Annotated in this window: 23 protein-coding genes and 2 tRNA genes; 17 read left to right on the top strand and 8 right to left on the bottom strand. The window is 70.9% G+C overall.

Annotated features, from left to right (window positions below):
• The first annotated feature begins 9 nt into the window (after positions 1-9).
• From ACFWPA_RS13910 to ACFWPA_RS13895, 4 genes are all read left to right on the top strand, one after another.
• Positions 10-1,341: a hemolysin family protein gene (locus ACFWPA_RS13910; protein ID WP_378508319.1), complete on the top strand. Its 1,332-nt coding sequence runs from the start codon at positions 10-12 to the stop codon at positions 1,339-1,341.
• On the top strand, positions 1,338-2,255 hold the full coding sequence (gene era / locus ACFWPA_RS13905; protein WP_378508320.1) for a GTPase Era: 918 nt from the start codon (positions 1,338-1,340) through the stop codon (positions 2,253-2,255). Before ACFWPA_RS13910 ends, era begins: the two co-directional genes overlap by 4 nt.
• Positions 2,256-2,329: 74 nt before the next feature.
• Entirely contained in the window at positions 2,330-2,806 is a 477-nt protein-coding gene (locus ACFWPA_RS13900) for an alkyl sulfatase C-terminal domain-containing protein (protein WP_378570541.1), read from the top strand.
• On the top strand, positions 2,803-3,768 hold the full coding sequence (locus ACFWPA_RS13895) for a DUF389 domain-containing protein (RefSeq protein WP_378508322.1): 966 nt from the start codon (positions 2,803-2,805) through the stop codon (positions 3,766-3,768). The genes ACFWPA_RS13900 and ACFWPA_RS13895 overlap by 4 nt, the downstream gene beginning before the upstream one ends.
• 14 nt (positions 3,769-3,782) lie before the next feature.
• On the opposite strand, the gene ACFWPA_RS13890 is transcribed toward ACFWPA_RS13895, so the two are convergent.
• The gene (locus ACFWPA_RS13890; RefSeq protein WP_378570536.1) at positions 3,783-4,337 is read right to left on the bottom strand and encodes a TetR/AcrR family transcriptional regulator; all 555 of its coding nucleotides are present in this window, start codon (positions 4,335-4,337) and stop codon (positions 3,783-3,785) included.
• A gap of 1 nt (position 4,338) precedes the next feature.
• Positions 4,339-5,787 carry an amidase gene (locus tag ACFWPA_RS13885; protein ID WP_378570534.1) on the bottom strand — a complete coding sequence of 483 codons (1,449 nt, stop codon included), beginning with the start codon at positions 5,785-5,787 and terminating at the stop codon, positions 4,339-4,341.
• 87 nt (positions 5,788-5,874) lie between these two features.
• Here ACFWPA_RS13885 and recO point away from each other — a divergent pair, with 87 nt between their 5' ends.
• From recO to ACFWPA_RS13865, 4 genes are all read left to right on the top strand, one after another.
• Entirely contained in the window at positions 5,875-6,699 is an 825-nt protein-coding gene (gene recO / locus ACFWPA_RS13880; protein ID WP_378570532.1) for a DNA repair protein RecO, read from the top strand.
• Entirely contained in the window at positions 6,656-7,468 is an 813-nt protein-coding gene (locus tag ACFWPA_RS13875; protein ID WP_378508326.1) for an isoprenyl transferase, read from the top strand. The genes recO and ACFWPA_RS13875 overlap by 44 nt, the downstream gene beginning before the upstream one ends.
• Entirely contained in the window at positions 7,465-7,866 is a 402-nt protein-coding gene (locus ACFWPA_RS13870; RefSeq protein WP_378570530.1) for a hypothetical protein, read from the top strand. The genes ACFWPA_RS13875 and ACFWPA_RS13870 overlap by 4 nt, the downstream gene beginning before the upstream one ends.
• Positions 7,867-7,941: 75 nt before the next feature.
• On the top strand, positions 7,942-9,345 hold the full coding sequence (locus ACFWPA_RS13865) for an aldehyde dehydrogenase family protein (protein ID WP_378570528.1): 1,404 nt from the start codon (positions 7,942-7,944) through the stop codon (positions 9,343-9,345).
• 10 nt (positions 9,346-9,355) lie between these two features.
• Here ACFWPA_RS13865 and ACFWPA_RS13860 read toward each other — a convergent pair whose 3' ends face one another.
• The 3 genes from ACFWPA_RS13860 to ACFWPA_RS13850 are packed head-to-tail and all read right to left on the bottom strand — an operon-like array spanning position 9,356 to position 10,886.
• Positions 9,356-10,087 (bottom strand): Clp protease N-terminal domain-containing protein, encoded by a 732-nt coding sequence (locus ACFWPA_RS13860; RefSeq protein WP_378508329.1) that lies wholly within the window; start codon positions 10,085-10,087, stop codon positions 9,356-9,358.
• Positions 10,088-10,119: 32 nt separating this feature from the next.
• Positions 10,120-10,557, bottom strand: a complete 438-nt coding sequence (locus ACFWPA_RS13855) for a Fur family transcriptional regulator (RefSeq protein WP_378508330.1) — start codon at positions 10,555-10,557, stop codon at positions 10,120-10,122.
• Entirely contained in the window at positions 10,554-10,886 is a 333-nt protein-coding gene (locus ACFWPA_RS13850; RefSeq protein ID WP_378570563.1) for an ArsR/SmtB family transcription factor, read from the bottom strand. Before ACFWPA_RS13850 ends, ACFWPA_RS13855 begins: the two co-directional genes overlap by 4 nt.
• Before the next feature lie 204 nt (positions 10,887-11,090).
• Here ACFWPA_RS13850 and ACFWPA_RS13845 point away from each other — a divergent pair, with 204 nt between their 5' ends.
• Positions 11,091-12,482: a glycine--tRNA ligase gene (locus ACFWPA_RS13845; RefSeq protein WP_378570526.1), complete on the top strand. Its 1,392-nt coding sequence runs from the start codon at positions 11,091-11,093 to the stop codon at positions 12,480-12,482.
• An 82-nt stretch (positions 12,483-12,564) separates the two neighbouring features.
• On the opposite strand, the gene ACFWPA_RS13840 is transcribed toward ACFWPA_RS13845, so the two are convergent.
• Positions 12,565-14,568, bottom strand: coding sequence for a TPM domain-containing protein (locus ACFWPA_RS13840; RefSeq protein ID WP_378508332.1), 2,004 nt, complete (start codon positions 14,566-14,568; stop codon positions 12,565-12,567).
• A gap of 171 nt (positions 14,569-14,739) precedes the next feature.
• On the opposite strand from ACFWPA_RS13840, the gene ACFWPA_RS13835 reads away from it, so the two are divergent.
• The gene (locus ACFWPA_RS13835; RefSeq protein ID WP_378508432.1) at positions 14,740-15,312 is read left to right on the top strand and encodes a YdcF family protein; all 573 of its coding nucleotides are present in this window, start codon (positions 14,740-14,742) and stop codon (positions 15,310-15,312) included.
• Entirely contained in the window at positions 15,309-16,577 is a 1,269-nt protein-coding gene (locus ACFWPA_RS13830; protein ID WP_378508333.1) for a deoxyguanosinetriphosphate triphosphohydrolase, read from the top strand. Before ACFWPA_RS13835 ends, ACFWPA_RS13830 begins: the two co-directional genes overlap by 4 nt.
• Before the next feature lie 6 nt (positions 16,578-16,583).
• Here the strand turns inward: ACFWPA_RS13830 and ACFWPA_RS13825 are convergent, their stop codons facing one another.
• Positions 16,584-17,768: a dipeptidase gene (locus ACFWPA_RS13825; RefSeq protein ID WP_378508334.1), complete on the bottom strand. Its 1,185-nt coding sequence runs from the start codon at positions 17,766-17,768 to the stop codon at positions 16,584-16,586.
• Between the two features lie 59 nt (positions 17,769-17,827).
• Between ACFWPA_RS13825 and dnaG the strand changes: the two genes are divergently transcribed.
• Positions 17,828-19,732: a DNA primase gene (dnaG, locus tag ACFWPA_RS13820; RefSeq protein ID WP_378508335.1), complete on the top strand. Its 1,905-nt coding sequence runs from the start codon at positions 17,828-17,830 to the stop codon at positions 19,730-19,732.
• Here dnaG and ACFWPA_RS13815 read toward each other — a convergent pair.
• Entirely contained in the window at positions 19,729-19,974 is a 246-nt protein-coding gene (locus ACFWPA_RS13815) for a hypothetical protein (RefSeq protein WP_378508336.1), read from the bottom strand. The genes dnaG and ACFWPA_RS13815 overlap by 4 nt on opposite strands.
• Positions 19,975-20,112: 138 nt before the next feature.
• On the opposite strand from ACFWPA_RS13815, the gene ACFWPA_RS13810 reads away from it, so the two are divergent.
• The 5 genes from ACFWPA_RS13810 (at position 20,113) to ACFWPA_RS13790 (ending at position 22,558) form a co-directional block, all read left to right on the top strand.
• Positions 20,113-20,185 (top strand) — tRNA-Asn (locus ACFWPA_RS13810).
• Positions 20,186-20,434: 249 nt separating this feature from the next.
• A complete protein-coding gene (locus tag ACFWPA_RS13805) occupies positions 20,435-20,584 on the top strand; it encodes a hypothetical protein (RefSeq protein ID WP_378508337.1) in 150 nt (49 codons plus the stop codon).
• Positions 20,585-20,653: 69 nt separating this feature from the next.
• Positions 20,654-20,727, top strand: a tRNA-Ile gene (locus ACFWPA_RS13800).
• 63 nt (positions 20,728-20,790) lie between these two features.
• Entirely contained in the window at positions 20,791-21,261 is a 471-nt protein-coding gene (locus tag ACFWPA_RS13795; protein WP_378508338.1) for a DoxX family protein, read from the top strand.
• Between the two features lie 169 nt (positions 21,262-21,430).
• Entirely contained in the window at positions 21,431-22,558 is a 1,128-nt protein-coding gene (locus tag ACFWPA_RS13790; RefSeq protein WP_378508339.1) for an NDMA-dependent alcohol dehydrogenase, read from the top strand.
• Positions 22,559-22,563: the final 5 nt, after the last annotated feature.

The raw sequence follows: 22,563 nt of genomic DNA, 5'->3' as shown, positions 1-22,563 counted from the left end.
TGAGCGCCGGTGACCGGCGCCGTCCTGCTGATCCTGTTCGCTGTCCTCCTTGTCCTGCTCGGTGGGGTGTTCGCCGCCCTTGATTCGGCGCTGAACACCGTCTCGCCCGCCCGCGTCGAGGAGATGGCGAAGGACGATCGTCCCGGCGCGCAGCGGCTGCTCGCGGTGGTCGCGGACCGGCCCCGATACGTGAACCTGTCCGTGCTGTTGCGGATCGCCGCCGAAATCTGCGCGACGGTGCTGCTGGTCGCCGGGCTGCTGGAGCTGCTCTCGCGCGGCTGGGCGTTGGCGGTGGCCGCCGTGGTGATGGTGCTGGTCAACTACGTCGCGATCGGGGTCGGGCCGCGCACCGTCGGCAGGCAGCACGCCTACTCGATCGCGCTTGCCGCCGCGCTGCCGTTGCAGGGCCTCGGTGTGCTGCTCGGCCCGGTCAGCAGGCTGCTGATCCTGATCGGCAACGCGCTGACGCCGGGCAAGGGGTTCCGCAACGGCCCATTCGCGTCGGAGATCGAACTGCGGGAGCTGGTCGACCTGGCGCAGGAGCGGGGCGTCGTCGCCGACGAGGAGCGTCGGATGATCCAGTCGGTCTTCGAACTCGGCGACACCCCCGCCCGGGAGGTGATGGTGCCGCGCCCGGAGATGGTGTGGATCGAGGCCGACAAGTCGGCGGGCCAGGCCACCTCCCTCGCGGTGCGCAGCGGGCACTCGCGGATCCCGGTGATCGGGGAGAACGTCGACGACGTGCTCGGCGTGGTGTACCTGAAGGACCTGGTGGAGAAGACGTACCACGATGTCGACGGCGGCCGCGGCGTCACCGTCGCCGAGGTGATGCGTCCGGCGGTGTTCGTGCCCGACTCGAAACCGCTCGACGGGCTGCTCGCCGAGATGCAGCAGGGCCGCAACCACATGGCGCTGCTCGTCGACGAGTACGGCGGCATCGCCGGGCTGGTCACCATTGAGGACATCATCGAGGAGATCGTCGGGGAGATCGCCGACGAGTACGACACCGACGAGATTCCGCCCGTCGAGGACCTGGCGGACGGCCGCTACCGGGTGTCCGCGCGGCTCCCGCTCGAGGACCTCGGGGACCTGTTCGACGTGGAGATCGAGAGCGACGAGGTCGACACCGTCGGCGGCCTCGTCGGCTATGAGCTGGGCCGGGTGCCGCTGCCCGGCTCCGAGGTCGTGGTCGCCACCGGTGACGCCTCGGACACCGCGACCCGGCTGGTGCTGCGCGCGGAGGGCGGCAGCGACGTCCGCGGCCGGGTCCGGATCAGCACCGTCCTGGTCCGGCGCGCACCCGAACCCGACGACGACACCGACACCCAGGAGCAGTCATGACCACCACCGAATTCCGTTCCGGCTTCGTCTGTTTCGTCGGACGACCGAACACCGGCAAGTCGACGCTGACCAACGCGCTGGTCGGCAGCAAGATCGCGATCACCTCGTCGCGGCCGCAGACGACGCGGCACACCATCCGCGGCATCGTGCACCGCGAGCACACCCAGCTGATCCTTGTCGACACCCCCGGCCTGCACCGGCCGCGCACCCTGCTCGGGCAGCGGCTCAACGACCTCGTCCGGGACACCTACTCGGAGGTCGACGCGATCGGGCTGTGCATTCCCGCGGACGAGAAGATCGGCCCCGGTGACCGGTGGATCCTCGAGCAGGTGCGGCAGGTCGCGCCGCGGACGAAGCTGCTCGGCATCGTCACCAAGATCGACAAGGTGAGCAAGGACCAGCTCGCGGCCCAGCTGCTCGCCGTCTCGAAGCTGCTCGGCGCGGACGCCGACGTGGTGCCGGTGTCCGCGTCGTCGGGCGAGCAGGTCGAGGTGCTCGTCGACGTCCTCGCCTCGCACATGGAGGAGGGGCCTGCGTTCTACCCGGACGGCGAGCTCACCGACGAGCCCGAGGAAACCCTGATGGCCGAGCTGATCCGGGAGGCGGCGCTCGAGGGCCTCGGCGACGAGCTGCCGCACTCGCTGGCCGTCGTCATCGAGGAGATCCTCGAGCGGGAGGGCCGCACCGAGAAGCAGGGCGAGCTGCTCGACGTGCACGCGCTGCTGTACGTGGAGCGGCCCAGCCAGAAGGGCATCGTCATCGGCAAGGGCGGTGCCCGGCTGCGCGAGGTCGGCACCAAGGCGCGCAAGCAGATCGAGAAGCTGCTCGGCACCAAGATCTACCTCGAACTGCACGTCAAGGTCGCGAAGGACTGGCAGCGGGACCCGAAGCAGTTGGGCCGGTTGGGGTTCTGACCGTGTGGTAGCCGCGGCCGCTTCACCCGCACCGGGTGAGGCGGTCACCCGCCGCGGCGGGCGATGCTCGTGCCATGGACACCACATCGAAGCGGGCATCCGAGGGTCAGTTCGGCACCCCGGCCGTGGCCGCGTCGGCGGATGTCATCTCCGCGCTCACCCCGCAGATGCTCTTTGATGCCATCGCGATTCAGGTGGACGGTCCGAAGGCGTGGGACGAGAGGTTCACCCTCGACGTCGTCCTCAGCGACGACGATGAGCGGTACCGGCTGCGGATCGCGAACGGGGTGCTCACCTACAGTGGCCGTCCCCAGAAGGGTGAGGCGGACGCGACCGTGACCGCGACCAGGCGGAGCCTCCCCGCGCTCGCGCTTGGCGGCCTGTCCGCGCAGGGGCTGGCCGACGCAGGCATCGAATTGAGTGGTGACGCATCGGTGCTGGAACGTCTTGCGGCGGTGCTGGATCCGGGCGAACCGGACTTCGCGATCAGTCACGGACTGACGGAAGGGGAGTGTGGCTGGTCGGGTGCGGGAGTGAGGGTGGATCGATGAATCTCGTACCCGACAGTCAGCGTCGGACGCGGTCCGAACTGGACGAGCGGCTCGACCTGACCCAGGGCGATCGCCGGGCCAAGGCGTCGGCGTTCTGGACGATGCTGACGTTGGCCGGGCTGATCGCGGTCGCCGGTGTCGTGGGTGACTCCACCGCAACGGTGATCGGTGCGATGATCGTCGCGCCGTTATCGACGCCGATCCTTGGCGTCGGATTGGGTATCGCCACCGGTCGGGGATCGCTGATCCGGCATAGCTTGATCGTGGTCGCGCTCGGGGTGGTGCTGGTCGTCGCGGTGGGTGCGGTATTCGCGCAGCTGCTTCCCAATCCCACCGACGTTCTTGCGAATTCACAGGTCACCGGCCGGACCTCGCCGAAGCTGGCCGATCTGGTCGCGGCGCTGGCGACCGGCCTGGTCGGTGCGATCGCGGTGACCCGCCGCGACGTTGGTGACGTCCTGCCCGGGGTGGCCATCGCGATCTCCCTCGTCCCGCCGCTCGGCGTGGTGGGGGTGTGTCTCGGGTCCGGGGCCCCGTCCCTGGCACTGGGAGCCCTTGTTCTCTTCCTGTCGAACGTGCTGGCCCTGATTGTCACCGCGACCGCAGTCCTCGTTTTCGCCGGTTACGGCGCCGAGGACGGTGCCGCCGCGAGACGGCGCGGTGGCACCTACCTCGCACTCGCGATCGGGGTGTTCGTCGTTGCCGTGCCGATGGTCGTGAATACGCTGTCCACGTTGTGGGCTCAGCAGATTGGGGAAGCAGGCGAGCGGTGGCTGCAGGACGTGCCCGGCGCCCGGGTGACCGACGTCAGCTGGCAGGGGGATACCGCGATCGTGTCGGTCCTGGGTCCCGCCGAGCTGCCACCGATCGACGAGCTGCAGGCGACCGTCGATTCCATTGTCCCGTTCGACCCGGCGGTGCAGGTGATCCACACCGTCGGCGCGCGCATTTCGCCGGGGTGACGGGCCCGCCGCCGTCAGGGGGCGGGGACGAGCAGCCGCAGGATCGCCGCCGAGATGTCCTGCGGCACACCGGTGGCGACGCGGCGCAATTGCAGGCCGGCGACCGTCGCGACCAGCGTCGGTGCGACGGTGGATGCGTCCGGCACACCCAGCGCGTCCAGGATGGTCACCGTGAGGTGGTCGTAGGCGGCGAAGCAGTCGTCGGCGGCCTGCCGCAGCGCCGGGTCGCGGCCCGCCTGGATGTACAGCTCGAACGGGGCGAGGCGTTCGGCGGACCACCCGAGGTCGCCGACCACCCGTTCGGTCAACGCCGCCGCGTCCGCGACGGACAGGCCGCGGTCCCGGTAGCTCTCGGCGAGGTCGGTGAGCCGGGTGGTCTCCGCGGTGACGAACCCGAGCAGCGCGTCCCGCAGCATGTCGGTGCGGGTGGGGAAGTGGTAGGTGATCGACCCGAGCGAGACACCGGCGTCGGCGGCGACCCGCCGGTTGGTCACCGCGGCCACACCGTCCGTACCGATCACCTGCAGCACCGCCCGCAGGATCCGTTCCCGGGCCGTGCCCGCGGTCACGTCACCACCACCGTGCGGGAACCGCCCGGTCCCAGTGCAGTTCGTGTTCGAGCTGCGCGGCCAGCGACACCAGCAGGGGTTCACTGGACTCCGGACCCATCAACTGGGCTCCGCGGGGCAGGCCGGCGTCGGTGAACCCGGCGGGGACATTCACCGACGGCCAGCCGAGCACGTTCCACGGCCACGCGTACGGGCAGGCGGCGGTGATGATCCGGTCCGTCGCGACGTGTCCGGCGGTGTCGATCGCGCCCACCGGCGGGGGTGGGGTCGGGGGGGTGGGGGCTTGTATGACGTCTATTTGGGTGAATTTTCCCCCGTGCCGGGGTCGGATGTTCGGTGCGGTGGCGGGGGCGGGGCGCCGCGCCGCCCCACCGAGGAGGCGCCCGGTGCGGGCATTCGACAGGGTGCGCGGATCGAGCAGCGACGGGTCCGGCACCCGCCGCCGCCAGTCCTCCAGGCCGGCCATCGACCGGGGCAGGAAGTTGGCGCCGAGCAGGATTCCGTAGGCCGGGTCGGCGAGTGTGACCTCGTGGCCGAGCCCGCGCAGGGTGTGCGCGATCGCGCCGACGCCGTCCCGGATCTCCGGGTGCAGCGCCGTCGGGGTCGCGGTGAACGGGCGGCGCAGCGACAACGCGATCCGCAGCGGACCCGGGGCCCGGTCGACCGCATCGCGGAGGGGGACCGGTCGCGGGGTGTGCCGATCGCCGTCGTGCGGCCCCGCGACGAGGTCGAGCAGCAGCGCCGCGTCGGCGACCGTGCGGGCGAGCGGACCGATCACCGTGATGCCATGGAACGCCTCCGGGTCCGGCCAGGTGGAGATCCGTCCGCGCTGCGGCTTGATGCCGACCAGATTGGTCCAGGCGGCGGGGATGCGGATCGAGCCGGCGCCGTCCGACCCGAGCGCGGCGGGCACCAGCCCGGCCGCGACCGCGGCGGCGCTGCCGCCCGACGAGCCACCCGGGGTGCGCTCGCGCGACCACGGGTTGCGGGTGTGCCCGAAGTGGCCACCGGTCAGCGGCCACTGCCCGAACTCCGGGCTGGTGGTCTTGCCGACGATCACCGCGCCCGCCGCGCGGAGGCGACGCACCGCCTCCGAGTCCGCGGCCTTGGCGGGGAAGCGGCCCGGTGCGCCGAATGCGGTCGGTTCCCCGGCGACGTCGACGTCGTCCTTGACGGCGATCGGCACCCCGAGCAGCGGCAGCCGCTCGCCCGCGGCGCGGCGACGGTCCGCGTCGGCGGCCTCGGCGAGCGCGGCGGCGCGGCGGACCACCGCGAACGCGTTCAGCGTGGGTTGACTCGCCGCGATCGCGTCCAGGCTGCGGGTGACCATCGCCACCGAGGTGGCCTCCCCGTCGGCGATGGACCGGGCGCACTCCGTCAGCGACGGCCATCCGTGGTCGGTCCTCGTCGTCTCGATCCGCACCTGCCCGTGACCGGCGTCCACGCTCATCTCCCGCCCCCTGTTCGTTCGAACGAACGGTAGCAGCGGCGCGGCCGCCTGTCCGGCGATGTCCGCGGCGCGTGGGAGAATCACCCGGTGAGGTTGTACCGGGATCATGCGGTGGTGCTGCGCCAGCACAAGCTGGGCGAGGCGGACCGCATCGTCACCCTGCTCACCCGGCAACACGGCCTGGTGCGGGCGGTGGCCAAGGGAGTGCGGCGCACGAAGTCGAAGTTCGGGGCCCGCCTCGAACCGTTCGCGCACGTCGACGTCCAGCTGTATCCCGGCCGCTCCCTCGACGTGGTCACCCAGGTGCAGACCCTCGACGCGTTCGCCACCGACATCGTCGACGACTACGGCCGCTACACCACCGCATGCGCGATCCTGGAGACGGCCGAACGGCTGTCCGGGGAGGAGCGTGCGCCCGCGCCGCGGCTGCACCGGCTGACCGTCGGTGCGCTGCGGGCGGTCAGCGACCAGATCCGGCCGCCGGAACTGGTCCTCGACGCGTTCCTGCTGCGCGCGATGGGATTCGCCGGCTGGGCCCCCGCCCTCGACGAGTGCGCCCGGTGCGCCGCCCCCGGCCCACACCGCGCCTTCCACGTCGCCGCAGGTGGCGCGGTGTGCGTGCACTGCCGCCCACCCGGCGCGGCAACCCCCTCGCCCGGGGTCCTCGACCTGATGGTCGCCCTCGACCGCGGCGAATGGGTGCACACCGAGACCGCGCCCGACGCGATCCGGGCGCAGGCGTCCGGGCTGGTCGCCGCGCACCTGCAGTGGCATCTGGAACGGCAACTGCGGACGCTGCCGCTGATCGAGCGGTCCCGGCCGCACGCCGCCGCCCCGGACCCCGACCGGCCGGGGGTCGTCGGGCAGGATGAGGGACGTGATCCGACGACGCGCACCGCAAGCCTCGCCTGACCGGGAGATCCGGCCGCCACGCCCGCACTCGTCCGGTGCTCGGGCCCCGATCATCCAGCCGGAACTGGTTCCCCGGCACGTCGCGCTGGTGATGGACGGCAACGGCCGCTGGGCGCAGGACCGTGGCCTGCCGCGCACCGCAGGACACGAACGCGGCGAGGCCGTCCTGATGGACACGGTCGAGGGCTGCATCGAGATCGGCGTGAAGTGGCTCTCGGCGTACGCGTTCTCCACCGAGAACTGGAAGCGCAGCCCCGACGAGGTCAAGTTCCTGATGGGCTTCAACCGGGACGTGATCCGGCGGCGGCGCGACGAGATGCACGAGATGGGGGTGCGGGTCCGCTGGGCGGGCCGCAGGCCGCGGCTGTGGGCGTCGGTGATCAAGGAACTCGAGATCGCCGAGGAGCTGACGAAGGACAACGACGTCATGACCCTGACGATGTGCGTTAACTACGGTGGACGCGCTGAGATCGCCGACGCGGCACGGGAAATCGCGCGCCGCGTCGCGTCCGGTGAGATCAACCCGGAGAAGATCACCGAGGCGACGGTCGCGCGCTACCTCGACGAGCCGGACATGCCCGACGTTGACCTGTTTCTGCGCCCCTCCGGCGAACTGCGCACCTCGAACTTCCTGATCTGGCAGTCCGCCTACGCGGAGATGGTGTTCCAGGAGAAGCTGTTCCCCGACTTCGACCGCCGCGACCTGTGGGCGGCGTGCGTCGAATACGCGTCCAGGGACCGGAGATTCGGCGGGGTGACGGAGCAGTGACCGCCGACGCAGCCGATGCCCTGCAGGGTCGGGCCCGGGATACCCTCGCGCACTTCGTCGCCGTCACCGAAACCGCGGACGGTTCACTGGGATTCGAGTACGGCGGCGCGCTGTGCTCGCTGCGGGCGGTGACCTTGGCGCCGGGTCTGGATGTGCTGGCGTTGACGGCGGTGCTCGCCTGGGATCGGCCGACGAGCACCACCCTGCACCGCAAGGTCGCGGGGAAGAACGCGGCACTGCAGTTCGGGCTGGTCTCGGTGATCACGCGCGGCCGGTTCGCGGACGTCATCCTGCGCTACACGTTCCCGGCGGCCGGGCTCACCGATGAGGCGCTGACCACGATGCTGCTGCTGGTGCTGTCCGGCGTCGAGGACAGCAGGCAGGGATTGATTCCCTAGCGAACGGTCCTTCTGCCGGCGCTGCCGCGGTCGTATCGTGGGGTCTGATCCCACGGACGAGCCGAGGTGGCAGTGATGGGACTCGACCAGGACATTCAACCCGTGCCGATGCGCCGGGACGTGGCAGAGGTGGTCGGTGGCCTGCGGGCAACGTTCGCGTCCGGCCGAACCAGGCCCGCGGAGTGGCGGATGGCGCAGCTGAGGGGGATTGAGCGGTTCGTCGTCGAACGGGAGGACGAGATCGCGGACGCGCTCGCCGCGGATCTCGGGCGGTCGGCGTTCGAGGCGTGGCTCCTCGACATGTCCCCGGTCCGGATCGAGGCCGCCTACGTGCGGGCCCGGCTCCGGCGCTGGATGCGGCGGAGCATGCGTCCGATGCCGTCGGCCCTGATGCCCGCGCTCGGATGGGTGCAGTACGAGCCGGTGGGGGTGGTGCTGGTCATCGGCGCCTGGAACGCGCCGATGACCCTGGCGTTGTGGCCGCTGATCGATGCGGTCGCCGCCGGAAACTGCGTGGTGCTCAAGCCGTCCGAGCTTGCCCCCGCCACCTCCCGGCTGCTGGCACGACGCCTGCCCGAGTACGTCGACCCGGATGCGGTTGTGGTGGTGGAGGGGGACGGTTCCGCGACCCAGCGGGTGCTGGCGGAGGGCGTCGACCACTGCCTGTACACCGGCGGCACCGAGGTCGGCAGGAAGGTGATGGCCGCCGCCGCCCCGCAGCTGACACCGGTGACGCTGGAGATGGGCGGAAAGTCGCCCGCGATCGTCGCGGCCGATGCCGAGCTGGACGTCACGGCACGCCGGATCGTCTGGGCGAAGCTGCTGAACGCGGGGCAGGTCTGCATTGCCCCCGACTACCTGCTGGTGGAGCGGGCGGTGCGGGAGCCGCTGCTTGAGCGGCTGGTGACCACGATGGCGCGGTTCCGGTCCGCTGCCCCGACGCCGGGCATGCGGATCGTGAACGAGCGCCACTTCGACCGGCTCGCCGGGCAGCTCGCGGCGACCCGCGCGACGGTGGTGGCGGGCGGCGGTGTGGACCGGTCCACGCTCACCGTCGAACCCACCGTCCTGGTCGACCCGCCCGCCGACGATCCGCTGATGACGGACGAGATCTTCGGCCCGGTCCTGCCGGTGCTGGCGGTCGACTCCGTCGACGAGGCCATCGACTTCGTCGCCGAGCGGCCGAAACCGTTGGCGGCCTACGTCTTCACACGGTCGAAGGAGGTGCGGCGGCGGGTGCTCGATGAGGTGACCGCCGGGGCGATCGTGGTCAATCACCTCATCTACCACGCCTCGGTGCCGCAGCTCCCGTTCGGTGGGGTCGGCCCGAGCGGGATGGGCCGCTACCGCGGCAGGGATGGATTCGTGACGTTCAGCAACCGGAAGGCGGTGCTGGTCAAACCCTTCCGGCCGGACTTCCGGTTCGCCTACCCGCCGTACACCGACCGCGCGCAGGCGATGATCCGCAGGCTGTTTTGAGCCGCGGCGCCTACTGCTTCGGGGTCAGCGCGGCGAGGGCGGCGGTGAGGTCGGCCTCGACCCGCGCCCGGTCGACGCCGAGCCCGCTCAGCGGTCCCGCGCCGTCCTCGACCTCGAGCAGGGCCAGCAGGACGTGCTCGGTGCCGATGTAGTTGTGGCCGAGTCGAAGTGCTTGCCGGAACGTGAGTTCGAGGGCCTTGCGGGCGGCGGCGTCGTAGGGGATCAGCTCGGGCACCTCGGCGGCCGGGGCGGGCAGCGCCGCGGTGACGGCGGCGCGGATCGCGTCGGCGTCCACGCCCTGCTTCCCGAGCAGCAGCAGCGCAAGCGACTCCGGCTCGACGAGCAGGCCGAGGGTCAGGTGCGCGGGGGTGATCGCGGTGGCGCCGGCGGCCTTCGCCTCGTTGTGGGCGGCCGCGACGATGTTGCGGGCCCGCGGGGTGAACTGGTTGAAGCCCTGGTTCGGGTCGAGGCTCGCCGCGGTGCCCGGGTCCTTCGGGGTGAACCGCTTCTGCGCGGCCTGCTTGCTGACGCCCATGCTGGCGCCGATGTCCGTCCAGGACGCGCCGGTGCGGCGGGCCTGATCGACGAAGTGGCCGATCAGGTGGTCGGCGACGTCGCCGAGGTGGTCGGCGGCGAGCATCGCGTCGGCGAGTTGTTCGAGGGGATCGGTGTGGACCTTCTTGATCGCCTCGATCAGGTCGTCGAGGCGGATCGTCGGGGAGAACTGCGTCGGTTCGGTCATGCGTCAACTGTAGGTTGACGCATGACCAATCGTCAACCCTGGGTTGACGCTCGGGTGCGGGTGTCGCACCCGCGGCAGGTGCCGAAGATTTCCACCGTGTGGCTCACGTCGCTGAATCCGTTCGCCTCCGCGATCGTCTGCGACCACCGCTCGACCTCCGGGCCGTCGACCTCGACCGTGAACCCGCACGACCGGCAGACCAGGTGATGGTGGTGGCCGGAGGAGCAGCGCCGGTACACGGACTCGCCGGTGTCGGTCCGCAACATGTCGACCGTGCCCGCCTCGGCGAGGGTCTGCAGCGTGCGGTACACCGTCGTCAGCCCGATGCCCTCGCCGCGCCGGCGCAGCTCCTCGTGCAGGTCCTGCGCCGACCGGAACTCGTCGATCTCGTCGAGCAGTGCCGAGATCGCGCTGCGCTGCTTGGTTGCGCGAACGCCGACGGCGACGGGCGTGCGGGGCTTGTCGGTCACGAGTGTCCTTCCTCGGCGTGCGCGACGGCGTCGATCACGATGTGGGCCAGGTGGTCGTCGACGAGACGGTAGACGACCTCGCGTCCGGACCGGTCGCCGCGCACCACGCCCGCCGACTTGAGCACCCGCAGATGCTGGCTGATCAGCGGCTGGGTGACCTGCAGCGCGTCGACGAGTTCGTGCACGCACCGCGGCGTCTCGCGGAGCTGCAGGACGATCGCGATCCGCACCGGCGCGGCGAGGGCGCGCAGCAGCTCGCCCGCGTCGTGCAGGATGTCGCCGCCCGGCAGATGCGCCGGGGGAGCGGGGGCCGCGGCGTGGGTGCGCACGTCCTGGCCGTCGGTGATGCTCACGCCGGGATTCTCCTTCGCCGGGTCCGATGCCGCCCAGGGCCTTATTGCAAACAGTATCCATTTTGATATGCATGAGTGTGCATGTCAATCGAGGAATTGGGTGCGGTGCCCGGTCCCGATAGGCTGGTCACGCACGTCCCACCCACACGGCATCTATTACCCAGATGGAGAGCTTCCCCAGTGGCACCCAAGTCCAAGGTCGAAACCGTCGCCAACCTCGCCAAGCGTCGAGGACTCGTCTTCCCCTGTGGTGAGATCTACGGCGGCACCCGGTCCGCCTGGGACTACGGGCCGCTCGGCGTCGAGCTCAAGGAGAACATCAAGAAGCAGTGGTGGCGCTCGATGGTCACCGGCCGCGACGACGTCGTCGGCCTCGACTCCTCGGTCATCCTGCCCCGCCAGGTGTGGGTCGCGTCCGGGCACGTCGGCGTGTTCAACGACCCGCTCGTCGAATGCCTCAACTGCCATAAGCGGCACCGCCAGGACCACCTGCAGGAGGCGTACGCGGAGAAGAAGGGGATCGACAACCCCGACGATGTCGCGATGGACGTCCTCGGCTGCCCCGACTGCGGCACCGTCGGCCAGTGGACCGAGCCCCGCGACTTCAACATGATGCTCAAGACCTACCTCGGCCCGGTCGAGTCCGAGGAAGGTCTGCACTACCTCCGCCCGGAGACCGCGCAGGGCATCTTCGTCAATTTCGCGAACGTGCTCACCACCTCCCGCAAGAAGCCGCCGTTCGGCATCGGCCAGATCGGCAAGAGCTTCCGCAACGAGATCACCCCCGGCAACTTCATCTTCCGCACCCGCGAGTTCGAGCAGATGGAGATGGAGTTCTTCGTCAAGCCCGGCGAGGACGAGGAGTGGCACCAGTACTGGATCGACACCCGCCTCGCCTGGTACACCGACCTCGGGATCAACCCGGACAACCTGCGCCTGTTCGAGCACCCCGAGGACAAGCTCTCGCACTACTCGAAGCGCACCGTCGACATCGAGTACCGCTTCGAGTTCCAGGGCAGCGAGTGGGGCGAGCTTGAGGGCGTCGCGAACCGCACCGACTACGACCTGCGGGTCCACGAGGAGTCCTCCGGGCAGGACCTCAAGTACTTCGACCAGGCCAGCGGTGAGCGCTACACGCCGTACGTCATCGAGCCCGCCGCGGGCCTGACCCGCTCGCTGATGGCGTTCCTCGTCGACGCGTACACCGAGGACGAGGCCCCGAACGCGAAGGGCGGCGTCGACAAGCGCACCGTGCTGCGCCTCGACCGTCGTCTCGCGCCGGTGAAGGCCGCCGTGCTGCCGCTGTCCCGCAACGAGGCGCTGTCGCCGAGGGCGAAGGCCCTCGCGGCCACGCTGCGTAAGCACTGGAACGTCGAGTTCGACGACGCGGGCGCGATCGGACGCCGCTACCGTCGCCAGGACGAGATCGGCACCCCGTTCTGCATCACCGTCGACTTCGACACCCTCGACGACCACGCCGTCACGGTCCGCGAGCGCGACACGATGGCGCAGGAGCGGGTCTCGCTCGACAAGGTCGAGGGCTACCTCGCGCAGCGCCTGCTCGGGGCGTAGGCGGCTCCGCCGCCCGTGAGTCCTTCTGGCCCCTGCTCGGGCCGAAAGGACTCACGGGCGCGCAGCGCCTGCGCGAGTGCCGTCAGAACCGGCCGCTGCGGCTGATCCGCCCGGAACTGCTCGGTCCGCCGAACGATCCGGGTGAGCGGCCGCCGCCGCGGGATCCGCCGCCCCGATTGCCCCAGCCGCCGCTCCTCCCGCCGCGGATCATCGAATCGATCAGGATGCCGCCGAGGATCGCGCCGGTATTCACCCCCGACGACTGCGGCCGCCGACTGGCCTCCCACTGCTGCACATCCGACTGCGCCAGCCGCAGCGCCCGGCCGCTGAGATCCCCGGCCGCCCGCGAATGCTGCAGGGCCGTCGCCGGATCGGACTGGCTCAGCTGCCGCGCCGCGTCCAGATGCCGCTGCGCCTCGGATAGCCGGGTCCGCGCCTCCGCCCCGACCGCGCCCCGCCGCGTCGCGACGAAATCGGTGGCGGCGGTGATCTGCGCCTGGGCCGCGGTGATGTCCTGGGTCAGGCGCTGCGCGGTCCGCTCGGCGTTCGCCTTGGCCTCGTTCGCGGCGGCGAGGATCGTGTCGAGGGCGCTGTCCGCCTTCGCGAGTTCGGTGAACGCGCCGAGCGGGTCGCTGCCGCTGGTGGCCTCCGCCGCGGCGACCGCCGCCTCCGCCGCCGACTTGGCGGCGGCAAGGTCCGGCCCGCCGTGCCCGGCGAGGGCGTCGGCGTCGGCGATGTCCTTGCGGGCGTCCGCGATCGCGGCGGGCAGCGTCGCCATCGCGGTGCGAATGTTGTCGGCGGCATGGTCGACGCCGTCGAGCAGTTCCCGAACCTGATCCAGCGCGCCCTCGGCGGCCCGGATCGCGACCACCGCCGGACCCTGCTTGCCCGCAGGCAGCGCGACCGCGTCCCGGCCCGCCGTGATGTTCTGGTCCGCGTACGCCAGCTGCTCCCTGGCGAGGGCGATGTTGCCGTCCACCGAGGCCAGGGCCGGGGCCGGGAACTCGCCGCGCAGGGCGGTCAGAACGGACTCGGATTCGGGGATCCGGACCGTCATCTCCACCGTCCGCTGGGTGAGGGCGTCGAGCCGGGCGGGCGCGTCGATCAGCAGGTCCCGCATCCCGTCGAACTCGGTGACCCGATCGTTGAGTTCGCGGTCGGCGCGGCTGCAGGTCGCGATCAGCTCGACGAGCATGTCCCGTTGCTGGTCCGGGGTTTCGGGGATGTCGTCGTCGAGGCGCTGGCGGATCGCGAACGCCGACGCCAGCGTCGACCGGGCGGCGTCGTAGGCCGCGGTGAACGGCGCGGTCGCCGCGTCGCCGAACTCGCCGCGCGCCAGGTTCAGTTCCTCCTCGCTGGTGCGGATCGCGTTGTCGGTCTCGACGAGCACCTCCTTGGCGCGGGCGTCGAGGGTCGCGATCGGCAGCGTCGCGAGCACGGCCGGATCCGTCCAGTCCACGTCGGCGGCGGCGGATCCGCCGCGGCCGGTGCGGGTCTTGCGGCGCCGGGTGTAGAGCACCGCGCCGCCCGCGGCGACGACGGCGACCCCGCCGAGCACCAGGTAGGTGACCCCGGACCCGGATCCGGTCCCGGACATCGCGTCCGACAGCCCACCGGCCGCGGACACCGCGGCGCCCGCCCAGTCGCCCTCGCGCAGCGCGGGCACCACCGCGTCCCGTTCGATCGCGGCGACATCGCTCTCGCTCACCCCGGACAGCGAGGAGGGCACGTCGAACGCGTAGGCCCCGTCCTCGGTGGCGACCGCGAGCAGCGCCGCCTCGTCCCCGAGCCCGCTCATCGCGACGGTGCGGCTGGCCCAGGCGTCGGCGTCGACGCCGCCGAAGGAGGCGACGTACACCACCCACAGCTGGGTCCGGTGCTCGTCGAACAGGGCGTCCAGCGCGGCCTGGACGTCGGCGCGCCCGGACGCGTCGAGCATCCCGTCCGGGTCGGTGATCTGGGACGGCAGCCGGAGCGGGGCGTCCGCCGATGCGGTGGCGGGCAGGCCGAGCAGGGCGAGCAGTGCGGCGACGACGGCCAGGGTCGCGGCGACGGGCCGCCCGCCGCGGCGAAGTGCAGATGACATGTGTCCGAATCTATCGGCTGGCGCGGCCTGCGCGGCGCGGCTCGCGGTCACTGGCAGACTTGGGGAGTGAGTTACGCAGCTGCCCGCCGACACGACGACGAGCGCCTCGGGTTCGCTGGCACCCTCGGCCGGTGGACGCGCCGGGTCGTCGCCGGGGCGATCGTGATCGGGATGCTGCTGGTCGGCGGGACCGCGGTGCGGGTGTGGCAGGTGGCGCGGATCAACGACACCCGGCAGGCGGACGCGATCGTGGTGCTCGGCGCGGCGCAGTACTCGGGGACGCCGTCGTCGGTGTTCGAGGCGCGGCTGGAGCAGGCCGTCAAGCTGTTCGAGCGGGGCATCGCGCCGACGGTGATCACCGTCGGCGGCAAGCAGGTCGGTGACCTGTACACCGAGGCCGCGTCGGGCAAGAACTACCTCATCTCGCGGGGGGTTCCGGCGGACCGGATCATCGCGGTCGAGGAGGGGGAGGACACGCTGCTGAGCATCGAGGGCGTCAGCCGGGTGATGGGGGAGCAGGCGATGACGTCCGCGGTCCTGGTCAGCGACCCGTGGCACTCGCTCCGCACCCGCACGATGGCCCGCGACGCCGGGCTCGCGGCGTGGACGGCGCCGACCCGGCAGGGGCCCGCCGTCTTCACGCGTGAATCGCAGTTCCACGGAATAGCAAGGGAGACAGGCGCATTGCTGTGGTATCAGCTGACCCACTTCTCCGCGGACTTCCCGTACACGGCCGGGCAGTGATCGTGCCGGGGTACACCGACCACGACCTCGACCGGCAGATCGGGGAGTCGCCGAAGAGCGCTGGCCTGCCCGGCACCTCCGCCCCGCGCAGCGACTTCGCCAGGGACCGGGCGCGGGTCCTGCACAGCGCCGCGCTGCGCAGGCTCGCCGACAAGACCCAGGTCGTCGGCCCCCGCGACGGCGACACCCCCCGCACCCGGCTGACGCACTCGATCGAGGTCGCGCAGATCGGCCGCGGCATCGCCGACGGGCTCGGCTGCGACCCGGACCTCGTGGACCTCGCGGGCCTCGCCCACGACATCGGGCACCCGCCGTACGGGCACAACGGGGAGAAGGCGCTCGACGAGGTCGCCGCCGACTGCGGCGGATTCGAGGGCAACGCGCAGAACCTGCGGATCCTGACCCGCCTGGAACCGAAGGTCCTCGACGGTGACGGCGTCAGCGCCGGACTGAACCTGACCCGCGCCGCCCTCGACGCCGCAATGAAGTACCCGTGGACCCGGCCGACGCCCGGCGCGAAGTTCGGGGCATACGACGACGACGCCGGGATGCTGGCGTGGGTGCGCGAGGGTGCCCCGGCAGGCCGCCAGTGCCTCGAGGCGCAGGTGATGGACTGGGCCGACGACGTCGCGTACTCCGTGCACGACGTCGAGGACGGTGTCATCGCCGGCCGCATCGACCTGCGCGCCCTCGCCGACCCGGTCGAGCGGCGGGCGCTCGCCGAGATGGGCGCCGCCGAGTTCCGGGGACTCGTCGTCGACGATCTCGTCGACGCCGCGGGCAGGCTGTCGGTGCTGCCGGTCGTCGTCGCGGTCGGCCGGTACGACGGCACCGTCGGGTCGGCGGTGGCGCTGAAGAACCTGACCAGTGAGCTCGTCGGCCGGTTCGCGACCGCCGCGGTCACCGCGACCCGGGACGTCGCGGGCGGGTCGCCGCTGACCCGCTACGCCGCGGACCTGGTGATCCCGCCGGTCGTCGCCGCCGAGGTGGCGTTGCTCAAGACCGTCGCGCTGCGGTACGTGATGTCCGATGCCGGGCACCGGGCGAAGCAGGACCGGCAGCGGGACCGCATCCACCGCGTCGCCCAGTGGCTGCTGCAGACCGCGCCGACCTGCCTCGACCCGATCCTGCTTCCCGCGTGGCGGCGGGCGGGCGACGACGCGGCCCGCACCAGGGTGATCGTCGACCAGATCGCGTCCTACACCGAGAGCCGACTCGAACGCGTCGACCGGCAGAGCCTCGGCGCGCAGGCCGCCTGGGGCTGACCGCGGCTACGGCAGGACCTGCGCCAGCACCCGCAGGGTGTTGCCGCCCATGATCGCCCCGATGTCGGCGTCGCTGTGGCCCCGGTCCCGCAGCTCCTGCGTGATCACCGCGATCTCGCTGGTGTCCCACGCGACGGTGGTTGCGCCGTCGTAGTCGCTGCCGAGCGCCGCGGTCGCCAGCCCACCGACCGCGATCACATGCTCGATCGCGTCGACCACCGCGGCCGGGGTCAGCGCGCACACCGCGGCATCCCAGTAGCCGATGCCGACCACCCCGCCGGTCGCCGCGACGCCGCGGATCTCGTCGTCGGTGAGGTTCCGGTTCACCGCGCACGTCGCCTGCACCCCGCCGTGGCTGGCCACCACCGGCTTCGTTGCCAGGGCCAGCATCTCCGCGATCGCCGGGTGGCTGGCGTGCGCGATGTCGATGACGACCCCGCGCCGCTCCAGCTCCGCGAACACCCGGCGGCCGAGGTCGGTGAGCCCGCCCTTGTCGACGCCGTGCATCGAGCCAGCGGTCTCGTTGTCGAAGAAGTGGGTGAACCCGGCCATCCGCATCCCGGCGTCGAAGAGCCGGTCGACGTTCTCGATCCGTCCCTCGAGGTTCTGCAGCCCCTCCACCGAGAACAGGGCGCCGGTCACCTCGCGGCCGGCAGCCCGGTCGGCGAGCAGCGCCTCAAGGTCGCCCCGGCTGCGGATCACCCGGAGTTGGTCGTCGGATGCGGCGGCGGCCTTGCCGAGCTTCTCCGCGTGGTACAGCGACCGTTCCAGGATCGACCCCCAGGTGCGGGGCGGCTGCAGCTGCGCGACACCGAGCAGGGTGATGTTGTCGCTGTCGCCGGTGTTGGCGTCGTAGTTCTGGCCCTTCGGCGACTTCGACACCGAGGAGAACACCTGCAGCGCGACGTTCCCGTCCTGCAGCCGGGGCAGGTCCATGTGCCCGCGGGAGGAGCGTTCGAGCAGGTCGCGGTCCCACATCAGGGTGTCCGAATGCAGGTCCGCGATCAGCAGGCCGTCGTGGAGTTGCCGGGTCTGCTCCGACACCTCCGGCAGGGCGGTGTCGACGATCTTGTTCTGCGCCCGCTCGACAAGTCCGGGGGCGAGCGCGAAGAACGCGGCCGCGGCGACGAGGACGAACACGGCGACACCGACGAGGGCGCGGCGCACCCAGCGGCGTGACGAGGACGACATGGCGCGAATCCTAGATGCCGTGCCGGACGGCCCGAGCGGAGCCGCCTAGACTGTCGACCGTGGCCGGCCGAATTCCTGAACGAGACATCGCGGCCATTCGGGAGCGCACCCGCATCGAGGACATCGTCGGGGAGTACGTCGCGCTGAAGAACAGCGGCGGGGACTCGATGAAGGGCCTGTGCCCATTCCACGACGAGAAGTCCCCGTCCTTCCATGCCAGGCCCAACCACGGCACCTTCCACTGCTTCGGCTGCGGGGAGGGCGGCGACGTCTACTCGTTCCTGCAGAAGATCGAGCACGTCTCGTTCGTCGAGGCCGTCGAGCAGCTCGCCGACCGGCTGGGCTACACCATCTCCTACGAGGGCGGCGGACCGTCCGTTCAGCGCGACCGCGGCACCCGCGCCAGGCTGGTCGCGGCGAACGCGGCGGCGCAGAAGTTCTACGCGCAGCGGCTGCGGGAACCGGACGCGCAGGCCGCCCGCGACTACCTGACGGAACGGAACTTCGACGGGCAGGTCGCGTTGACGTTCGGGTGTGGCTACGCGCCCGACGGCTGGGACACGCTGACCAAGCATCTGCTGTCGCAGGGATTCGAGGCGAAGGAGATCGTCGACGCGGGCCTGGCGACGCCCGGCAAGCGGGGCACCCCGATCGACCGGTTCCGGCGCCGACTGGTGTGGCCGATCCGCAACCTCGGCGGCGACGTCATCGGGTTCGGCGCCCGCAAGCTGTTCGATGACGACACCATGCCCGGCAAGTACATCAACACGCCGGAAACCATGCTGTACAAGAAGTCTCAGGTGCTGTTCGGTCTCGACCTCGCGAAGCGGGACATCGCGAAGGGTCATCAGGCGGTCGTCGTCGAGGGCTACACCGACGTGATGGCGATGCACCTGGCTGGCGTGACGACGGCGGTCGCGGCGTGCGGCACCGCGTTCGGCGACGACCATCTCGCGATGCTGCGCAGGCTCCTGATGGACGACAGCTACTTCCGCGGCGAGGTGATCTACACCTTCGACGGCGACGCGGCCGGTCAGGCGGCCGCGATGAAGGCGTTCGAGGGTGACCAGAAGATGGCCGGGCAGACGTACGTCGCGGTCGCGCCGGACGGCATGGATCCGTGCGAACTGCGGCAGGCGTCCGGCGATGCGGCGGTCCGCGACCTGGTGGCCCGGCGGGTGCCACTGTTCCGGTTCGTCGTGAAATCGTTGCTGGCCGAACATGATCTGGACACCGCCGAGGGGCGGGTCCAGGCGTTGCGGCGCACGGTGCCGGTGGTGGCCCGGATCAAGGACACCGCGCTGCGCGAGGACTACGCACGGCAGTTGGCTGGCTGGGTCGGCTGGGACGACATCACCGCCGTCGTCCGGCGGGTGCGGGACGAATCGCGCCGCGCCGGATCCCGGCGCGGGAAGACGCAGCCGGAGAACAGGTTCCGGGAGGAGGCGCCCGCGCCCGCGGCACCCGAGGGTCCGCAGCGGCCGAACCCCCGCGACCCGACGCTGTGGCCGCAGCGGGACGCGCTCAAGGCCGCGCTGCAGTACCCCGCGATCGCCGGGTCCGTCTTCGACTCGCTGCCCGCGGAGACGTTCACCCACCCCGCGTACGCGCTGGTGCGGCAGGCGATGGCCGACGCGGGTGGCACCGCGGCGGGCCTCGGCGGCGCCGAATGGATGGACGCCGTCGCGAAACTCGCCGACCCGCTGCAGTCCCTCGTCACCGAGCTGGCGGTGGAGCCGATGCGGGCGTCCGACGTCCCCGACTACATTCCGCGGGTCCTCGCCCGGCTGCAGGAGGTGTGGGTGGGGCAGCAGGTTGCCGACCTCAAGTCGCGGCTGCAGCGGCTGTCGCAGGCGGACCACCCGGACGAGTACATGTCGCTGTTCGGGGACCTCGTCGCGCTCGAGCAGTACCGGCGCAGCCTCCTGGAGCAGGCGGTCGGCGACAACGCCGAGGAGTTCTAGCGGCGCAGCTGGTCGCGGGGGACGAGGATCGTCGTCTGCTCGTCGATCGGCTTGAGCGGTTCGAGCTTGGGCTGCGGGTTGAGGCTGTCGGAGAGCTTCTGCCGTCCCACCTCGATCGCCTTCTTCGTCGCCGGGCTCTCGATGATCGCCTTCGTGGTCCGGGTGATCTGTTCGTAGCGGGCGCGGCCGGCCTTCGTGCCGAGCACGTATCCCGCGGCAACCCCGATCAGCAAGCGCATCATGAACTGCTTATCCCTCCTGTCGAACGGCCTCCCACAGTCTGCCTGACCGGTCCGCGGGCAGGCGATTTGGTACCTGGGTGGGTCTATGGGTTAAAGTCTGTTCCGCAGCCAAGCGAGAGCGAGCGCTGCCGAAGGTAATCCCCTGTAGCTCAATTGGCAGAGCTTCCGACTGTTAATCGGACGGTTGCTGGTTCGAGTCCAGCCGGGGGAGCCGCGAAACCCCTTCATCCGCCTCCGGCGGGTGGAGGGGTTTTCTCGTTCCGTTGCCGCAGTCGACGAACGGCACACCCCCGACCTGTGTACGCAGGTCGGGGGCGTCGTTCGCCGCGGCAGGCGGCCGGGTGCGGGAGTGAGATGGCTCACGCCGACGCCGGGTCGCCGACAATCGGGGACCTTCGACCCTGTTGTCGCCGCGCCGAGAATGGAACCCTCGCATTGTCGATGACGAACGAGGATGACGATGCGGAATTCACGAACTCTGACCAACCGGCACCTGCTGGCGCCGCGGGACGTCGACGAGCAGGTCGCGCGGGCGTGGTTCCTGCTGGCGATGCTCGCCGCGGTCGCGGTGGTGGCGACCTCGGCGCTGCTGTTCGTCGCGATGACCTGAGCCTCGACGCGCCTCCGGACCGGCCGCGGCGCACCGGTACCATTCGGTGCGCCCGCGGTGCGGGCGGATGGGGCGGTAGCTCAGTCGGTTAGAGCCGTGGACTCATAATCCATAGGTCGCGGGTTCGAGCCCCGCCCGCCCCACCCTGGTTGACGCGACAATCGTGGCACCCCACGACTTAGGGTAGCCATGCTTAACTCCCGCTCGTGACACACACCTCCCGCCACTGGGCCACCTCCGCGAGCGACCTCGCGATCGCCGCCTTCCGCGTCGTCATCGGATTCCTCTTCTTCTGCCACGGCGCAACCAGCCTGTGGGCGTGGCCCGCCGAGCCCTACGGCGGGCAGACCGCGCAGCTCGGTGCGTGGCCCGGTTGGTGGGGCGCCGCCATTCAGGTCGCCTGTGGCGCGCTGCTGATGGTCGGCCTCGGGACGCGGGCCGCCGCCTTCCTCGGGTCGGGCTCGATGGCATACGCGTACTTCTGGGGTCACCAGGCCGACGGCGCGCTGCCGATCCAGAACGATGGCGAACCCGCGGCACTGTTCTGCTGGGCGATGTTCGTGCTGGTGTTCATCGGCGGTGGATCGTTCGCGCTCGACCGGGTCGTGCGGCGCGGCCGGGGGGCCGCTGGCCCGGATCCGCGGGTGGACTCCCGTGCCGTCGGGGCGCCCACCTGACCCGTCGGTAACGGACGTTCACCTGGGGATATGCATCTACGTTAGAGGCTGTTACGAAATTCTTCTAGAACGTGTTCCAAATCTGCGGTTTTCCGGCTATCGTGTCCGCTGTGATCGCCGTCACCGGGGGTCACCTGACGCCGAAGTTGGACGAAAGGCCGGAACCGAGATGAAGACAAAAGGCGCGCTCCTGTGGGGTCTCAACGAGCCCTGGTCGGTCGAGGAGATCGAACTGGGCGACCCGCGCGAGGGTGAGGTCCAGATCCGCATGGAGGCGGCGGGCATGTGCCACTCCGACCACCACCTCGTCACCGGCGCAACCCCGATGCCGTCCTTCCCTGTCCTCGGCGGGCACGAGGGCTCCGGCGTCGTCACCAAGGTCGGCCCGAACGTGAAGCGGCTCAAGGAGGGCGACCACGTCGTCCTGTCCTTCATCCCGGCCTGCGGCACCTGTGACCCCTGCACCCAGGGCCACTCGAACCTCTGCGACCTCGGCATGGGCCTGCTCACCGGGCAGTCCATCTCCGACGGCTCCTACCGGATCCAGGCGCGCGGGCAGAACGTCATCCCGATGTCCCTGCTCGGCACGTTCTCGCCGTACATGACGGTGCACGAGTACTCCGCGGTCAAGATCGACGAGCACATCCCGTTCGAGGTCGCCGCGCTCGTCGGCTGCGGCGTCACCACCGGCTGGGGTTCGGCAACCAACGTCGCGCAGGTGCGTCCCGGTGACTCCGTCGCGATCGTCGGTGTCGGCGGCGTCGGCATGGCCGCGCTGCAGGGTGCCGTGGTCTCCGGCGCCCGCCACGTCATCGCGATCGACCCGGTCGCGTCCAAGCGTGAGCGGGCCCTGAAGTTCGGCGCCACCCACGCGTACGCCAGCCTCGAGGAGGCCATCGTCCCGGTCATGGAGCTGACCTGGGGCAAGATGTGCCAGAAGGTCATCCTCACGATGGGCGAGATGGACGGCACCCTCGTCGACCCGGCGCTGACCCTGACCGCGAAGACCGGCACCTGCGTCGTCACCTCGATGGGCAACATGTCGGACATGGACGTGAAGATGAACCTGTTCCTCTTCGCGATGCTGCAGAAGACGCTCAAGGGCAACGTCTTCGGCGGCGCCAACCCGCGCCACGAGATCCCGATGTTGTTGGACCTCTACAAGTCCGGTCAGCTGAACCTGCAGGACATGATCTCCAACACCTACAGCCTCGAGCAGGTCAACGAGGGCTACCAGGACATGCTCGACGGAAAGAACCTGCGTGGCGTCATCAAGTACACCGACGCCGACCGCTGACGGAC

The organism is Rhodococcus sp. NPDC058505 (assembly GCF_042720095.1).
GTDB lineage: Bacteria > Actinomycetota > Actinomycetes > Mycobacteriales > Mycobacteriaceae > Rhodococcus_G.
This window is presented reverse-complemented; position numbering and strand designations above follow the sequence as displayed.

Coding starts and splice junctions, on each gene's coding strand:
- era (WP_378508320.1), top strand. CDS start 1,338: ATGACCACCACCGAATTCCGTTCCGGCTTCGTCTGTTTCGTCGGACGA.
- ACFWPA_RS13900 (WP_378570541.1), top strand. CDS start 2,330: ATGGACACCACATCGAAGCGGGCATCCGAGGGTCAGTTCGGCACCCCG.
- ACFWPA_RS13895 (WP_378508322.1), top strand. CDS start 2,803: ATGAATCTCGTACCCGACAGTCAGCGTCGGACGCGGTCCGAACTGGAC.
- ACFWPA_RS13885 (WP_378570534.1), bottom strand. CDS start 5,787: ATGAGCGTGGACGCCGGTCACGGGCAGGTGCGGATCGAGACGACGAGG.
- ACFWPA_RS13875 (WP_378508326.1), top strand. CDS start 6,656: ATGAGGGACGTGATCCGACGACGCGCACCGCAAGCCTCGCCTGACCGG.
- ACFWPA_RS13865 (WP_378570528.1), top strand. CDS start 7,942: ATGGGACTCGACCAGGACATTCAACCCGTGCCGATGCGCCGGGACGTG.
- ACFWPA_RS13860 (WP_378508329.1), bottom strand. CDS start 10,087: ATGACCGAACCGACGCAGTTCTCCCCGACGATCCGCCTCGACGACCTG.
- ACFWPA_RS13840 (WP_378508332.1), bottom strand. CDS start 14,568: ATGTCATCTGCACTTCGCCGCGGCGGGCGGCCCGTCGCCGCGACCCTG.
- ACFWPA_RS13835 (WP_378508432.1), top strand. CDS start 14,740: ATGCTGCTGGTCGGCGGGACCGCGGTGCGGGTGTGGCAGGTGGCGCGG.
- ACFWPA_RS13825 (WP_378508334.1), bottom strand. CDS start 17,768: ATGTCGTCCTCGTCACGCCGCTGGGTGCGCCGCGCCCTCGTCGGTGTC.
- ACFWPA_RS13815 (WP_378508336.1), bottom strand. CDS start 19,974: ATGATGCGCTTGCTGATCGGGGTTGCCGCGGGATACGTGCTCGGCACG.
- ACFWPA_RS13805 (WP_378508337.1), top strand. CDS start 20,435: ATGCGGAATTCACGAACTCTGACCAACCGGCACCTGCTGGCGCCGCGG.
- ACFWPA_RS13790 (WP_378508339.1), top strand. CDS start 21,431: ATGAAGACAAAAGGCGCGCTCCTGTGGGGTCTCAACGAGCCCTGGTCG.